The organism is Streptomyces sp. NBC_00239, from assembly GCF_036194065.1.
In the GTDB taxonomy this organism is placed as follows: Bacteria; Actinomycetota; Actinomycetes; order Streptomycetales; family Streptomycetaceae; genus Streptomyces.
Genome location: NZ_CP108095.1, coordinates 5,896,389 through 5,911,554 on the forward strand (window position 1 = coordinate 5,896,389; position 15,166 = coordinate 5,911,554).

Consider the following 15,166-nt stretch of genomic DNA (forward strand, 5'->3'; position numbering starts at 1 on the left):
GGGAATCCACGTGGCAGAGGCGGAGAGCATCACCGGTACGCCAGAGGTCGGCGAAGCCGGGCCGGAGGCCGCGCAGCCCAAGGGGCGGCGGCGGATCACGGCCCTGCTGGTCGTCGCCGTGCTCGCGTACCTGCTGGACCTGGGCAGCAAGATGCTCGTGGTGGCGAAGCTGGAGCACCGGGCGCCGATCGAGATCGTCGGCGACCTGCTCAGGTTCGACGCGATCCGCAACCCGGGCGCCGCCTTCGGTTTCGGCGAGGCCTTCACGATCATCTTCACGCTGATCGCGGCGACCGTGATCGTGGTCATCGTGCGCCTGGCGCGCAAGCTGTACAGCCTGCCCTGGGCGATCGCGCTGGGTCTGCTGCTGGGCGGCGCGCTGGGCAATCTCACCGACCGGATCTTCCGTTCCCCGGGGATCTTCCGGGGCGCCGTGGTCGACTTCATCGCGCCGGCGAACTTCGCCGTCTTCAACCTCGCGGACTCCGCGATCGTGTGCGGCGGCATCCTGATCGTGCTGCTCTCCTTCAAGGGTCTGGACCCGGACGGGACCGTCCACAAGGACTGACGCGGCGGGGCCGGGCGACGGAGTCCTGCATACTCGACGGGTGAGCACGATTCCCGAGATCCGAACCCTGCCCGTACCCGATGGCCTCGAAGGCGAGCGCGTGGACGCCGCGATCGCCCGTATGTTCGGGTTCTCCCGGACCAAGGCGGCCGAGCTCGCCGCCTCCGGCAAGGTGTCGGTCGACGGCAGTGTCGTCGGGAAGTCCGAGCGCGTGCACGGCGGCGCCTGGCTCGAAGTCGAGATGCCCGGCGCCCCGCGCCCCGTGGAGATCGTCGCCGAGCCCGTCGAAGGCATGGAGATCGTCCACGACGACGAGGACATCGTCGTCATCATGAAGCCGGTGGGCGTCGCCGCCCACCCGAGCCCCGGCTGGACCGGCACCACCGTGATCGGCGGCCTCGCCGCCGCCGGCTACCGGATCTCCACCTCCGGCGCCGCCGAGCGCCAGGGCATCGTGCACCGCCTCGACGTGGGCACCTCCGGCCTGATGGTCGTCGCCAAGTCCGAGCGCGCCTACACCTCGCTCAAGTACCAGTTCCGCGAGCGGATCGTGGACAAGCGCTACCACACGCTGGTCCAGGGCCACCCGGACCCGATGAGCGGCACCATTGACGCGCCCATCGGCCGGCACCCCCAGCACGACTACAAGTGGGCCGTCATCCAGGACGGCAAGGCCTCGGTCACGCACTACGACCTCATCGAGGCGTTCCGCGCGGCCTCCCTGCTCGACATCAAGCTGGAGACCGGCCGCACCCACCAGATCCGCGTGCACATGTCCGCGCACCGGCACCCCTGCGTCGGCGACCTGACGTACGGCGCCGACCCGACCATCGCCAAGCGGCTGGGCCTGACCCGGCAGTGGCTGCACGCGGTGCGCCTCGGCTTCAACCACCCGTCGGACGGCGAGTGGGTCGAGTTCTCCAGCACCTACCCGCAGGACCTCCAGCACGCGCTGGAGATCATCCGGGCGGAGAGCGAGTGACCGCCGCTCCTCAGGTGCGGGTCGCCGCCACGGCGGACGACCGGGCGGCGTGCTTCGCCGTCCGGCGCGCGGTCTTCGTGACCGAGCAGTCGGTGCCCGAGGAGATCGAGTACGACGCGCACGACGCGGCCGCCGTGCACGTCCTGGCGGTCGGCGCCGACGGCGCGCCGCTGGGCACCGCCCGGCTGCTCACCGGCATCGAGGGTCCCGGCACCGGCTCGCTGGGCCGGCTCGCCGTCACCGAGGCCGCCCGCGGCCTCGGCATCGGCGCCGCCCTGGTCCGCGCCGTCGAGGCGGAAGCCGCCCGGCGCGGCCTGACCTCGGTCGACCTGCACGCGCAGACGCACGCGCTGGGTTTCTACGAGCGCCTGGGATACGCCGCGTACGGCCCGGAGTTCGAGGACGCCGGCATGCCGCACCGCGCCATGCGCCGCCCGCTGCCCTAGGGAGACCGCCGTACGGGCCACCCGCGGCCGGCCCGGCCCGTGGCGCCGCGATGCCCTGTATCCGCGGGTTGTTCGCACCGGCGTGGCAGGGTGGGCGAGTGGATCAGCTCGCCCTTTTGTTCGTCCTGCTGCTCGGGGCCGTGGTCAGCGTGCCGCTCGGGGACCGGCTCGGGCTGCCCGCGCCCGTCCTGATGACGCTCGGCGGCGCGGCGCTCGCCCTGATCCCCGCGGTGCCGAACGTCGACGTCCCGCCCGAGTACATCCTCCCGCTGGTGCTGCCGCCGCTCCTCTACGCCTCCGTACAGCGCACCTCCTGGCGGCAGTTCGCGGCCAACGCCCGGCCGATCCTGCTGCTCGCCGTCGCCCTGGTCTTCGTGACCACCGCGGCCGTGGCCGGGGTCGCGCGCGCGATGGTGCCCGGCCTGCCCCTCGCCGCCGCCGTCGCGCTCGGCGCGCTCGTCGCACCGCCCGACCCGGTGGCCGCCACCGCCGTCGCCGGCGCCCTCGGGCTGCCGCGCCGGCTGGTGTCGATCCTGGAGGGCGAGGGGCTGTTCAACGACGTGACGGCCATCGTGCTCTACCACGTGGCGATCGCCGCGACCGTCAGCGGCTCCTTCTCCTGGCCGCAGGCGCTGGGGGAGTTCGCGCTGTCCGCGGTCGTCGCGCTCGCGGTCGGGCTCGGCCTCGGCTGGGGCACCGGCCGCCTGATGGGCCGGCTCGGGGACGCCACCTTGCAGATCGGCCTCACCCTGCTGGTGCCGTTCGTCGCGTACGTCCTCGCCGAGGAGTTCCTCGGCTCGGGCGTGCTCGCCGTGCTCACCACCGCGCTGTTCCTCGCCGAGTACGCGGGCGACGCCGACGACGTGCTCGGCCGGCTGGCCGGGCACACCTTCTGGGAGGTCGTCGACACCCTGGTCACCGGGGTGGCGTTCGGGCTCATCGGCCTGGAACTGCACCACGTGTTCGGCACCGCCACCGGCCGTGCCGAGCAGATGACCGGCTGGGCCGCGGCGATCCTCGGCGTGGTCGTCGTGGTGCGGCTGCTGTGGCTGCTGCCCGCGGCCTGGCTCGCCAAGAAGCTGCACAAGCGCCGCGACTACGAGGAGGAGATCCCGCTCAGCTGGCGGGAGAGCGTGGTCATGTGGTGGTCCGGCATGCGCGGGGTGGCCTCCGTGGCCCTGGCCCTCGCCATTCCCTTCGGCACCGACCACGCGGGCCCGTTCCCGCAGCGCGACGTCATCGTCTTCATCGCCTTCACCGTGGTCATGGGCACGCTCGTGGTGCAGGGCCTGACGCTGCCCCGGGTGGTGCGGTGGCTGGGCGTGCAGGCCGACACCGACGCGGAGCGGGAGTTCGAGCGGCACCTGGCGATCCGCGCGGCCAAGGCCGCCAAGCGCCGCCTCAAGGAGATCGAGGAAGTCGAGGAGCTGCCCGAGGACCTGATGGAGACGCTGCTGCGCCGGGCCTACGACGTCGGCGCCCGGATCAGCCCCGACATGGTCGACGAGGAACGCCGCGAGGCCTACCAGAAGCGGGTCGAACGGGTCCGCGCCGTCCAGCGGATCCAGCGGGAGATGATGTCGGCCGCCCGCCACGAGGTGCTGGCCGCCCGCAGCGAGCCCGGCGCCGACCCGGAGATCGTCGACCGGGTGCTGCGCCACCTCGACGTGCGCAGCCTGCGGCCCTGAAGGCCGGTCCGGCCGGGCACGGTCGGGGCTCGGGAAAACGGCCGGGTCAGGACGTGCCGGCGGCCGGCCGGGGCGGGGCCTCGGCGGTGCTGACCCGGGGCAGCGCGTACGGGTGGTGCGTGCACAGCCAGGCGATCAGCCGCTCGCGGACCTCGCAGCGCAGCGTCCACAGGTCGTCGGCGTCCTTCGCGCTGACCGTGGCCCGCACCTGGATGCCGGTCGGGCCGGTGTCGGTGACCACCAGCCCGCTCTTGCGGCCGTCCCAGGACGGGCATTCGCGCAGCACGCTCTCCAGCCGGTCGCGCAGCAGGGCGACCGGGGCCGCGTGGTCGAGGTGGAGGAAGACCGTGCCGGTCATCTCGGCCCCGCCGCGCGACCAGTTCTCGTACGGCTTTGCGGTGAAGTACGAGACCGGCATGGTGATGCGGCGCTCGTCCCAGGTCCGTACGACCAGGAAGGTCAGGGTGATCTCCTCGACCTGCCCCCACTCCCCGTCGACCACGACCGTGTCGCCGATCCGCACGGTGTCGCCGAAGGCGATCTGGAGTCCGGCGAAGAGGTTGCCCAGCGTGGACTGGGCGGCGATGCCCGCGACGACGCCGAGGATGCCCGCGGAGGCCAGCAGCGAGGCGCCGACCGCGCGCATGGAGGGGAAGGTCAGCAGCATCGCGGCCACCGCGACCACGCCGACGGCGGCCGTCACCACCCGCTGGATCAGGGTCACCTGGGTCCGGACCCGGCGCACCCGGGCCGATTCCGCGCCCGCCCCGGCCGCGTAGCGCGCGTACGCCGAGTCGACGGCCGCCGTCACGATCCGTACGAGCAGCCAGGCCGACACGGCGATCAGGACCAGGACCAGGACGCGCTCGACGGTGGCCTGGTACTCGGGCCGAAGTCCGGCCCGGTGGTGCGCGCCCAGGAGCAGCGCGGTGCACAGGACCATCTGGAACGGGATCCGGCAGCGGCGCAGCAGTCCCCACAGCGGGGTCTCGCGGTGCCGGGCATCGGCCCGGCGCAGCAGCACGTCCAGCAGCCACCCGGCGATCAGGGTGACGAGGACCGAGCCGCCGATCAGGCACAGGGGACGCAGCACGCTTTCCATGGGACCGACCTCCTTCGGTCGACCGTAGCCGACCCCGGCCGGTGGCGGCTGGCACGATGGACCCATGAACATCATGCTTTTCCACTCGACGTACGGGCTGCGGCCCGCGGTGCACGCGGCGGCCGACCGGCTGCGCGCCGCCGGGCACGAGGTCCACGTGCCCGATCTGTTCGAGGGGCGCACCTTCGAGACCGTCGAGGACGGCATGGCCTTCCAGGAGGAGGTCGGCCGGGACGAACTGCTCAAGCGGGCGGTGCTCGCGGCCGCCCCGTACTCGGACCGCGGGCTGGTCTACGCCGGCTTCTCCTTCGGCGGCTCGCTCGCCCAGCACCTGGCCTTCGCCGACGAGAAGGCGCGCGGGCTGCTGCTCCTGCACGGCACGTCCGACATCGCGGACGGGGCGTCGGTCGACGAGCTGCCGGTGCAGCTGCACATCGCGGACCCCGACCCGTTCGAGCCGCACGACTGGCTGACGGCCTGGTACCTGCGGATGCAGCGGGCGGGCGCGGACGTCGAGGTGCACCGCTACCCGGGCGCCGGGCACCTGTTCACCGACCCGGACCTGCCGGACTACGACGTGGAGGCGGCCGAGGAGGCCTGGCGGGCGGCGCTCGGCTTCCTCGACTCGCTGTAGCGGGCGGGGTCCCGCGGGGCCCGAACACGGCGCAGGGGCACGGTCCGGCAGATGCCGGGCCGTGCCCCTGTCCCGTTGCCGCACCGCTCGGGCGGCAGCGGGGGACTAGCCGCGGTAGGCGGTCCAGTTGCTCGTCATGCGGCTCACCTGGCCGGCGGTGAACTGGTACATGCACGAGTCGTACGTGTAGTCCATGAAGTTGCGGATCGGGTCCGCACCGGGCTTCGAGGCGCAGGTGTCACGGCCGGTCGGGCACTCGTACGCGGCGCTCTTCTCGGCGGGGGTGTCGGAGACGTAGTCGCCGTTGCCGTTACAGCCGCCCTGGAAGGTGTGGTAGAGGCCCATCCAGTGGCCGACCTCGTGGGTGGCGGTGTCGCCCTCGTTGTAGTTGGCGGCAGAGCCGCCCGGCAGCGAGGTGTCGAGGAGGACGACGCCGTCCATGTTCGGGGCGGAGGAGTACGAGCTGGGGAAGGTGGCCCAGCCGAGCAGCCCGCCGGAGAGGTTGGCGGTGTAGACGTTCAGCGCGTTCGCGCCACCCTTGCGCAGGGTCGTCTTCATGTTCTTCTCGGCCGTGGAGCCGCTCGCCAGGTTGTACCAGGACGAGTTGTCCGTGTAGTCGGTCGAGACCAGCGAGAACTGGTAGTTGGTGTTCACGTTGCCGGTGCCCTGGCCGCCGTACGCGGCGTTGAGAACGGCCATCTGGTTGCTGATGTCGGTCGACGTCAGCTTGCCGGTGGTGCCGGAGTGCACGACGTGGAAGTAGACCGGGATCGTGGTGAGGGCCTCGGCGCCGCGCAGGCTGCGGGGCGTCTGCGCCTTCTTCGAGAGCTTCGCCTGGAGGGCGGCGTCCATGGCCTTGGCCTGGGCGTCCGTGATCGCGTTGGGCTCGGCGGCGTGGCCGTCCTTGGGGCGCGCGACCCGGGCGTTGGCGGCGGCCGACGCGTCCTCGGCGCAGACCTCGGCGCCGGTCTTGGCGGCGGCGGCGACCATCGTGGGGGCGGACAGCGGGGCGAAGGCCAGGGTTCCGGCCAGCACGGCCGTGCCGAGGGCGCGGCGGCGGAGAGTGGGGGATATGCGGGCGAAGGCGCGCACGTGAACTCCTCGCAAAGATATGGGGGGTGCGGAGGTTTTCCTCGTTGGCGCGGAGTTTACGTGTGCATGTCAGGCCGAAGTCAAGAACTTTCGGCCAACCGGTGATCATGCCGTCCGGATCGTAATCCGGACGGCATGATCACCGAAAGATTTTGATGGATCGTCAGCGAACGGGCTGGTCGACCCGCTCGACCTTCTGCGTGCCGTTCAGGGTCCGGTAGGAACGGGTCCAGGAGGACGTGGCGTCCGCCTTCCGCTTGTCGGACAGCACGTAGTAGTCCATCTGGGAGCGCTCGGCGGTGACGTCCAGGACGCCGTAGCCGTGCGAGTCCATGTCGACCCACTTCACGTGGCGGTTGGCGGCCTTGACCGCCGTCTCCGCGACCAGCGACAGGGTGCGCGGGGCCACGTGCAGGAGGTCGTCGATGTTGTCGGACGAGACCGACGTGACGACGAACTCCGTGGCGGCGGACCGGGAGAGCGGGTACGTGGCCGCCGTGACCGGGACGTCGTTGGCGAAGGCCATGTGGATGTCGCCGGTGAGGAACACGGTGTTCTTGACGTTCTGCCGGGTCAGGTGGCCCAGCAGCTCCTTGCGGTCGTCGGTGTAGCCGTCCCACTGGTCGACGTTGACGGCAAGGCCCTCCTTGGGCAGGCCCATCAGCTCGGCCAGCGGCCCCAGGATGTGCGCCGGCACCGAGCCGAAGGCCATCGGCGAGATCATCACCGAGGTGCCGACCAGCTTCCAGGTGGCGTCCGAGCCGGCCAGACCCGCCTTCAGCCAGTCCAGCTGGGCGCGGCCGGTGAGCGAGCGCTCCGGGTCGTCGACCTTGCCGCTGCCCACCTTGACCTGCTCCGAGCGGAACGAGCGCAGGTCCAGCAGGTGCAGGTCGGCGAGGTTGCCGAAGCGGATCCGGCGGTAGGTGGTGCCCGCGACGGAGGGGCGGACCGGCATCCACTCGAAGTACGCCTGCTTGGCGGCCGCGACGCGCGCCGCCCACTCGCCCTCGGCGCCCGGCGTGTGGTTCTCCGCGCCGCCGGACCAGGCGTCGTTGGCGAACTCGTGGTCGTCCCATATCGCGATGACCGGGTGCACGGCATGCAGCGCCTGGAGGTCGGCGTCCGTCTTGTACTTGCCGTGGCGGGTGCGGTAGTCGGCCAGCGAGACGATCTCGTGCTTCGGCTCGTGCTGGCGGACCACGTACTTCGCCTCGGGGTAACCCCCGGTCGGGTACTCGTAGATGTAGTCGCCGAGGTGCAGGACGGCGTCCAGGTCGGCGCGGGCCGCCAGGTGGCGGTACGCGGAGAAGTGCCCCGACTCCCAGTTGGCGCAGGAGACGACACCGAAGCGGACCCCCGGGGCCGCGGTGTCGTGGGCCGGGGTGGTCCGGGTGCGGCCGACGGTGGACACGGTGGCGCCGGCGGTGAAGCGGAACCAGTACGAGGTCTCGGCGCGGAGCCCGCGGACGTCCGCCTTGACGGTGTGGTCGGAGGCGGCCGTGGCGGTGGTGGCGCCCCGCACGACGACCCGGGAGAAGGCCTTGTCCTCGGCCACCTCCCAGCTGACCTCGGTGTCGGCGCCCAGGCCCGAGCCGGGCACGGCCTCGGGCGCGGGGGTGACGCGCGTCCAGAGCAGGACGCCGTCGGGAAGCGGGTCGCCGGAGGCGACGCCGTGGAGGAAGGCGGGGGCGCCTGCCTCGGCCGCATGGGCGGTCGCCGTCCCCACGGCGGCCTGTGCGGCGAGAGGAGCGAACGCGGCGGTGGCGGCTGCGGCCTTGACGACCGTGCGGCGACGCGGCGCTGCGGCAGAAGAGGAGTGAAGACTGGTCACGGCCGATCATATTACTGATCGGTATTGATCCATTGACAGTGTCAGAAACGCAACGGGTGGGCGAACTTCGAAAGTTCGCCCACCCGTTGTCCGGGAATGTCCCGGTGTCAGCTCTTGAGGGCCTTGTCGATCGCGGCGTTGAACGCGTCGAGGGTCTGCGGGATGTCGATCTTCGTGCTGTCCATCTTCATCGTCGGGGTGCCGGTGACCCCGCTCTTGTCGAAGACCTTCGACATCTCGATCGCCCAGCGGTCGTACGTACCGTCCTCGACGGCCTTCTTGAACCCCGCGTCGCCCTTCAGCGCGGGCACCTGCTCGGCGACCTTCAGCAGGTAGGAGTCCTTGCCGAACTTGTCGTCGATCTCCTCCGGGTGGTTCTCCTTCGAGTACAGCGCCGCCTTGTACTCCAGGAACGCCTCGGGGCTCACGTTCAGGGCCGCGCCCAGCGCGCTCAGCGCGTTCTTCGAACCGGTGCCGCCGTTGTTGTCGAGGAAGGTCGCGCCGACGTACTTCAGCTTGTACTTGCCGGCGTCGACGTCCTTCTTGATCTGCGCGCCGGCGGTCTGCTCGAAGGTCGCGCAGATCGGGCAGCGCGCGTCCTCGTAAAGGTCCAGGGTCTTCTTCGCGGCCGGCTTGCCGATGACGACGGTGGTGCCGTTCTCGCCCGTGGCGTTCTTCGGGATGACCAGCTTCGCGCTGGGCGCATCCTCCCACCCGCCGTCGTTGCCCTGCATCACGGCGTAGCCGACGCCGCCGGCCAGCGCGAGGACCGCGACGATCGAGCCGGCCACGATCACCTGGCGGCGGGCCTTGTCCTTCTTCGCCTGGCGCTCGCGCTCCGCGCGCATGCGCTCGCGGGCCGCGTCCTTGTTCGCCTTGCTGTTGCGGTTGCTCATGGGAAATCTCCGTGGGTGTGTCAGGAAAGCCGGGTGGGGGACTGCCGTACGTGCTCAGGCGCCGGAAGGCGTCGGCACGGGAGGTCCCCGCAGGCCCACGGAGTGCACCGGGAAGCGGGTGCGGGCGACGGCGGCGGCGCGCACGGCGCGTACCGCCCGCCGGGCCGGCCGGGCACCGGCCGTGACCGCGGCCGCGGCCACCAGCAGCAGCGGCCGGAAGGCGCAGGAGGCCGCCGCGCGCAGCAGCCGGCCCAGCGCGTGCTCGCCGCGCCACAGCCAGAAGGCGGCCAGCAGGCCCACCACGACGTGCCCGCCCAGCAGCAGCCACGGGGTCAGCGGATGGGCCGACGCGAGCAGCGCGGCCGGCTCGCCGGTGCGGCCCGCGACCCGGGCCAGCGGGGTGCCGACCGGGCCGCCCCCGCACAGCACGTCGAGGCCGAGGGAGCGCAGCGGACCGGAGACCGGACCGCCGGCCGGGCCGTAACAGACGTCCTGGCCGGTGGTGAAGACGGTGTCGGCGGCCAGTTCCAGCGGCACCAGCAGCCCGGCGATCCGCCAGAACCCGCGCTCGCGGCCGGCCAGCGCGTACGCCGCCGCGAACACGGCGCCGCCGAGCGCCCCGACCAGCGCCGGGGGCAGCGGCGCCCGGGAGGTCAGCACGTGGGACGCGGACGACAGCAGCACGACGACGGCGCTGAACAGCGCCGCCCGCAGTGCTCTGAGCCCCATCCCTGAAATGTCCATCGCCCGGAAGTTTGCCACGACTCCCTGTGAACCCCGATTCCCACCCCTCAGGACCGGCCACCGGGGCCGGTCCCGGTGGCCGCGGCCGGTGGGACCAGGCGGTCGGCCGTCCGTTCTAGACGGTCAGCCGTCCGTTGCGGAACAGGTCCACGAAGATCTGGTGGTCGGCCCGGGCCCGGGCGCCGTACGCGTGGGCGAAGTCCACGAGCAGCTGCGCGAAGCCCTCCTCGTCCGCCGCGATCGCCGCGTCGATGGCCCGCTCGGTCGAGAACGGGACCAGCGACTGGCCGCTCTCGTCCGCGTCGGCCGCCGCGTGCATCGTGGCCGTGGCCCGCCCCAGGTCGGCGACGACCGCCGCTATCTCGTCGACGTCGTCGATGTCCGACCAGTCCAGGTCCACCGCGTACGGGGACACCTCGGCCACCAGCTGGCCGATCTGCCGGCCGTCGACCTCGATCTCCGTCCAGCCCAGCCACGGGTCCGCGTGCGCCTGCAGGGCGCGCTGCGAGATCACCGTGCGGTGCCCCTCGTGGCGGAAGTACTCGCGCACCGAGCGCTCGGTGATGTGCCGGGACACCGCCGGGGTCTGCGCCTGCTTGAGGTAGATCACGACGTCGTTCTCCAGGGCGTCGCTGTGCCCCTCCAGCAGGATGTTGTACGAGGGCAGCCCGGCCGAGCCGATGCCCACGCCGCGCCGGCCCACCACGTCCTTGACCCGGTAGGAGTCCGGCCGCACCAGGCTCGCCTCGGGGAGCGTCTCCAGGTACGCGTCGAAGGCCGCGAGGACCTTGTACCGGGTGGCCGCGTCCAGCTCGATGGTGCCCGCGCCGGCCGTGAAGCGGCGCTCGTGGTCCCGTATCTCCGTCATCGAGTCCAGCAGCCCGAAGCGGGTGCGGGAGCGGGCCGCGCGCAGGGCGTCCAGCAGCGGGCCCTCGGAGGTCTCCAGGGTGAAGGAGGGCACCTCCTCGTGCTTGGCGCCGGCGGCCAGCAGCCGGATCCGCTCGCGGTAGGCGTCGGCGTATATCCGGACCATCCCGCTGATCTGCTCGTCGCTGAGCGCCTTCGTGTAGCCGATCAGCGCGACGGAGGCGGCGAAGCGCTTGAGGTCCCAGGTGAAGGGGCCGACGTACGCCTCGTCGAAGTCGTTGACGTTGAAGACCAGCCGGCCGTGGGAGTCCATGTAGGTGCCGAAGTTCTCGGCGTGCAGATCGCCGTGGATCCAGACCCGGCCCGTCCGGTCGTCCAGGTACGGGCCGCCGTGCCGCTCCCGCTCCAGGTCGGCGTAGAAGAGGCAGGCCGTGCCCCGGTAGAAGGCGAACGCGGAGGCCGCCATCTTGCGGAACTTCACCTGGAAGGCGGCGGGGTCGGCGGCGAGGAGCTCACCGAAGGCGGTGTCGAACACGTCGAGGATCTGCTCGGCGCGCTGCTCGGTCGTCGTCTCGGGAACCGCCATGGCGGATGCCTCCTGGTGAGGGCTGGTGGGACAGCTGTTCATGGTGTGCAACGCCCGACGGTACCCGTCTGTGCCCCGGATCTGTCAGCCGCCCGACGTAGACTTCGACGCTGTCCCCCCATCCTGTCGGCGATTGTTTTCCGGAGGTCCACCGCCGTGGCCAAGCAGCCGTTCACGCACCTGCACGTACACACCCAGTACTCGCTGCTGGACGGTGCTGCGCGGCTCAAGGACATGTTCGCCGCGTGCAATGAAATGGGCATGTCGCACATCGCGATGTCCGACCACGGCAACCTGCACGGCGCGTATGACTTCTTCCACACCGCGAAGAAGGCCGGGATCACCCCGATCATCGGGATCGAGGCGTACGTCGCCCCCGAGTCCCGGCGCAACAAGCGCAGGATCCAGTGGGGCCAGCCGCACCAGAAGCGGGACGACGTCTCCGGTTCCGGCGGCTACACCCACAAGACGATCTGGGCGGCCAACGCCACCGGTCTGCACAACCTCTTCCGGCTGTCCTCCGACGCGTACGCCGAGGGCTGGCTCACGAAGTGGCCGCGGATGGACAAGGAGACCATCGCCAAGTGGTCCGAGGGCCTGATCGCCTCCACCGGCTGCCCCTCCGGCGAGGTGCAGACCCGGCTGCGGCTCGGCCAGTTCGACGAGGCCGTGCAGGCCGCCTCCGACTACAAGGACATCTTCGGCGAGGGACGCTACTTCCTGGAGCTGATGGACCACGGCATCGAGATCGAGCGCCGGGTCCGCGACGGCCTCCTGGAGATCGGCAAGAAGCTCGGCATCCCGCCGCTGGTCACCAACGACTCGCACTACACCTACGCGAGCGAGGCCGGCGCGCACGACGCCCTGCTCTGCATCCAGACCGGCAAGAACCTCTCCGACCCCGACCGCTTCCGCTTCGACGGCTCCGGCTACTACCTGAAGTCGACCGACGAGATGTACGCGATCGACTCCTCGGACGCCTGGCAGGAGGGCTGCGCCAACACCCGCCTCGTCGCCGAGCAGGTCGAGACCGAGGGCATGTTCCAGTTCCGGAACCTGATGCCGAAGTTCGACATCCCGGAGGGCTACACCGAGGTCACCTGGTTCCGCGAGGAGACCATGCGGGGCATGCACCGCCGGTTCCCCGGCGGCATCCCCGAGGACCGCATGAAGCAGGTCGAGTACGAGATGGACACGATCATCTCGATGGGCTTCCCCGGCTACTTCCTCGTGGTCGCCGACTTCATCATGTGGGCCAAGAACCAGGGGATCGCGGTCGGCCCCGGCCGCGGCTCCGCCGCCGGCTCGATCGTCGCGTACGCCATGGGCATCACCGACCTCGACCCCATCCCGCACGGCCTGATCTTCGAGCGGTTCCTGAACCCCGAACGCGTCTCCATGCCCGATGTCGACATCGACTTCGACGAGCGCAGGCGCGTCGAGGTGATCCGGTACGTGACCGAGAAGTACGGCGCCGACAAGGTCGCCATGATCGGCACCTACGGCACCATCAAGGCCAAGAACGCGATCAAGGACTCCGCGCGCGTCCTGGGCTACCCGTACGCCATGGGCGACCGGCTCACCAAGGCCATGCCCGCCGACGTCCTCGGCAAGGGCATCCCGCTCTCCGGCATCCTCGACCCGCAGCACCCGCGGTACAGCGAGGCCGGCGAGATCCGCTCGATGTACGAGAACGAGCCCGACGTGAAGAAGGTCATCGACACCGCCCGCGGTGTGGAGGGCCTGGTCCGCCAGATGGGCGTGCACGCCGCCGGCGTGATCATGTCCAGCGAGACGATCACCGACCACGTACCCGTCTGGGTGCGGCACACCGACGGCGTCACCATCACCCAGTGGGACTACCCGAGCTGCGAGTCGCTCGGCCTGCTGAAGATGGACTTCCTCGGCCTGCGCAACCTCACGATCATGGACGACGCCGTCAAGATGGTGAAGGCCAACAAGGGGATCGACATCGACCTCCTGGCCCTCCCGCTCGACGACCCCAAGACGTTCGAACTGCTCGGCCGCGGCGACACCCTCGGCGTGTTCCAGTTCGACGGCGGGCCCATGCGCTCCCTGCTGCGCCTGATGAAGCCCGACAACTTCGAAGACATCTCCGCCGTGTCGGCCCTCTACCGGCCCGGCCCGATGGGCATGAACTCGCACACGAACTACGCGCTGCGCAAGAACAAGCAGCAGGAGATCACCCCGATCCACCCGGAGCTCGAAGAGCCGCTGCGCGAGGTCCTCGACGTCACCTACGGCCTCATCGTCTACCAGGAGCAGGTCCAGAAGGCCGCCCAGATCATCGCCGGCTACTCGCTCGGCGAGGCCGACATCCTGCGCCGCGTGATGGGCAAGAAGAAGCCCGAGGAACTGGCGAAGAACTTCGTCATCTTCGAGGCCGGCGCCAAGAGCAAGGGCTTCAGCGACGCGGCGATCAAGGCCCTGTGGGACGTCCTGGTCCCCTTCGCCGGCTACGCCTTCAACAAGGCCCACTCCGCCGCGTACGGCCTGGTCTCGTACTGGACCGCCTACCTCAAGGCGAACTTCCCGGCCGAGTACATGGCCGGCCTGCTCACCTCGGTCAAGGACGACAAGGACAAGTCCGCGATCTACCTGAACGAGTGCCGCCGGATGGGCATCAAGGTGCTCCCGCCGAACGTGAACGAGTCGGAGTCGAACTTCGCCGCCCAGGGCGACGACGTGATCCTCTTCGGCCTCACCGCGGTGCGCAACGTCGGGCAGAACGTCGTGGACTCGATCATCAAGTGCCGGAAGGCGAAGGGGAAGTACAGCTCCTTCCCCGACTTCCTGGACAAGGTCGAGGCCGTCGTCTGCAACAAGCGCACCGTCGAGTCGCTGATCAAGGCCGGCGCCTTCGACGAGATGGGCCACACCCGCAAGGGCCTCGTCGCCCACCACGAGCCGATGATCGACAACGTGGTGGCGGTCAAGCGCAAGGAGGCCGAGGGGCAGTTCGACCTGTTCGGCGGCATGGGCGACGAGGAGAGCAGCGAGCCGGGCTTCGGCCTCGACGTCGAGTTCTCCGACGTCGAGTGGGAGAAGTCCTACCTGCTCGCCCAGGAGCGCGAGATGCTCGGCCTCTACGTCTCCGACCACCCGCTGTTCGGCCTGGAGCACGTCCTCTCGGACAAGACGGACGCCGGGATCTCGCAGCTCACCGGCGGTGAGCACGGCGACGGCGCGGTGGTCACCATCGGCGGCATCATCTCGGGCCTCCAGCGCAAGATGACCAAGCAGGGCAACGCCTGGGCGATCGCCACCGTCGAGGACCTGGCCGGCTCGATCGAATGCATGTTCTTCCCCGCCACCTACCAGCTGGTCTCCACCCAGCTCGTCGAGGACACCGTCGTCTTCGTCAAGGGCCGCCTCGACAAGCGCGAGGACGTCCCCCGGCTGGTCGCGATGGAGATGATGGTCCCCGACCTGTCCTCCGCGGGCACCAACGCACCCGTGGTGCTCACCATCCCCACGGTCAAGGTGACCCCGCCGATGGTCACCCGGCTCGGCGAGATCCTCCGCCACCACAAGGGCAACACCGAGGTGCGGATCAAGCTCCAGGGGCCGCGCAGCACCACCGTGCTGCGGCTCGACCGGCACCGGGTGCAGCCCGACCCGGCCCTGTTCGGCGACCTGAAGGTGCTGCTCGGCCCGTCCTGCCTGGCCGGCTGACCGGCCCGCGGCCCGCCGTACGGGCCGCCGTCAC

At 70.7% G+C, this 15,166-nt stretch carries 12 protein-coding genes; 6 read left to right on the forward strand and 6 right to left on the reverse strand.

Annotated features, from left to right (window positions below; genetic code table 11):
- Positions 1–10 precede the first annotated feature (10 nt).
- The 4 genes from lspA (at position 11) to OG764_RS25915 (ending at position 3,684) form a co-directional block, all read left to right on the forward strand.
- Positions 11–568 (forward strand): signal peptidase II, encoded by a 558-nt coding sequence (gene lspA / locus OG764_RS25900; RefSeq protein ID WP_328970825.1) that lies wholly within the window; start codon positions 11–13, stop codon positions 566–568.
- Positions 569–608: 40 nt separating this feature from the next.
- Positions 609–1,550 (forward strand): RluA family pseudouridine synthase, encoded by a 942-nt coding sequence (locus OG764_RS25905; protein WP_328970826.1) that lies wholly within the window; start codon positions 609–611, stop codon positions 1,548–1,550.
- Positions 1,547–1,996: a GNAT family N-acetyltransferase gene (locus tag OG764_RS25910; RefSeq protein WP_328970827.1), complete on the forward strand. Its 450-nt coding sequence runs from the start codon at positions 1,547–1,549 to the stop codon at positions 1,994–1,996. Before OG764_RS25905 ends, OG764_RS25910 begins: the two co-directional genes overlap by 4 nt.
- Positions 1,997–2,094: 98 nt before the next feature.
- Entirely contained in the window at positions 2,095–3,684 is a 1,590-nt protein-coding gene (locus OG764_RS25915) for a Na+/H+ antiporter (protein WP_328970828.1), read from the forward strand.
- Between the two features lie 46 nt (positions 3,685–3,730).
- Here the strand turns inward: OG764_RS25915 and OG764_RS25920 are convergent, their stop codons facing one another.
- Positions 3,731–4,786, reverse strand: coding sequence for a mechanosensitive ion channel family protein (locus OG764_RS25920; protein WP_328970829.1), 1,056 nt, complete (start codon positions 4,784–4,786; stop codon positions 3,731–3,733).
- 64 nt (positions 4,787–4,850) lie between these two features.
- On the opposite strand from OG764_RS25920, the gene OG764_RS25925 reads away from it, so the two are divergent.
- The gene (locus tag OG764_RS25925) at positions 4,851–5,420 is read left to right on the forward strand and encodes a dienelactone hydrolase family protein (RefSeq protein ID WP_328970830.1); all 570 of its coding nucleotides are present in this window, start codon (positions 4,851–4,853) and stop codon (positions 5,418–5,420) included.
- A 105-nt stretch (positions 5,421–5,525) separates the two neighbouring features.
- Here OG764_RS25925 and OG764_RS25930 read toward each other — a convergent pair whose 3' ends face one another.
- The 5 genes from OG764_RS25930 to OG764_RS25950 form a co-directional block, all read right to left on the reverse strand.
- Positions 5,526–6,512 carry a zinc metalloprotease gene (locus OG764_RS25930; RefSeq protein WP_328970831.1) on the reverse strand — a complete coding sequence of 329 codons (987 nt, stop codon included), beginning with the start codon at positions 6,510–6,512 and terminating at the stop codon, positions 5,526–5,528.
- Between the two features lie 163 nt (positions 6,513–6,675).
- Complete coding sequence (locus tag OG764_RS25935) at positions 6,676–8,343, reverse strand: alkaline phosphatase D family protein (RefSeq protein WP_328970832.1); 1,668 nt, start codon at positions 8,341–8,343, stop codon at positions 6,676–6,678.
- Positions 8,344–8,450: 107 nt separating this feature from the next.
- The gene (locus OG764_RS25940; protein WP_328970833.1) at positions 8,451–9,239 is read right to left on the reverse strand and encodes a DsbA family protein; all 789 of its coding nucleotides are present in this window, start codon (positions 9,237–9,239) and stop codon (positions 8,451–8,453) included.
- Positions 9,240–9,293: 54 nt separating this feature from the next.
- Positions 9,294–9,983, reverse strand: coding sequence for a hypothetical protein (locus tag OG764_RS25945; RefSeq protein ID WP_328970834.1), 690 nt, complete (start codon positions 9,981–9,983; stop codon positions 9,294–9,296).
- A 115-nt stretch (positions 9,984–10,098) separates the two neighbouring features.
- On the reverse strand, positions 10,099–11,436 hold the full coding sequence (locus tag OG764_RS25950; RefSeq protein WP_328970835.1) for a DUF2252 domain-containing protein: 1,338 nt from the start codon (positions 11,434–11,436) through the stop codon (positions 10,099–10,101).
- 156 nt (positions 11,437–11,592) lie between these two features.
- Here OG764_RS25950 and dnaE point away from each other — a divergent pair, with 156 nt between their 5' ends.
- Positions 11,593–15,132, forward strand: a complete 3,540-nt coding sequence (dnaE, locus tag OG764_RS25955) for a DNA polymerase III subunit alpha (protein WP_328970836.1) — start codon at positions 11,593–11,595, stop codon at positions 15,130–15,132.
- Positions 15,133–15,166 lie beyond the last annotated feature (34 nt).

Bases quoted from the DNA above. Each gene is read 5' to 3' on its own strand.
- OG764_RS25920 (WP_328970829.1), bottom strand. From the start codon at position 4,786: ATGGAAAGCGTGCTGCGTCCCCTGTGCCTGATCGGCGGCTCGGTCCTC.
- OG764_RS25925 (WP_328970830.1), top strand. From the start codon at position 4,851: ATGAACATCATGCTTTTCCACTCGACGTACGGGCTGCGGCCCGCGGTG.
- OG764_RS25940 (WP_328970833.1), bottom strand. From the start codon at position 9,239: ATGAGCAACCGCAACAGCAAGGCGAACAAGGACGCGGCCCGCGAGCGC.
- OG764_RS25945 (WP_328970834.1), bottom strand. From the start codon at position 9,983: ATGGACATTTCAGGGATGGGGCTCAGAGCACTGCGGGCGGCGCTGTTC.
- OG764_RS25950 (WP_328970835.1), bottom strand. From the start codon at position 11,436: ATGGCGGTTCCCGAGACGACGACCGAGCAGCGCGCCGAGCAGATCCTC.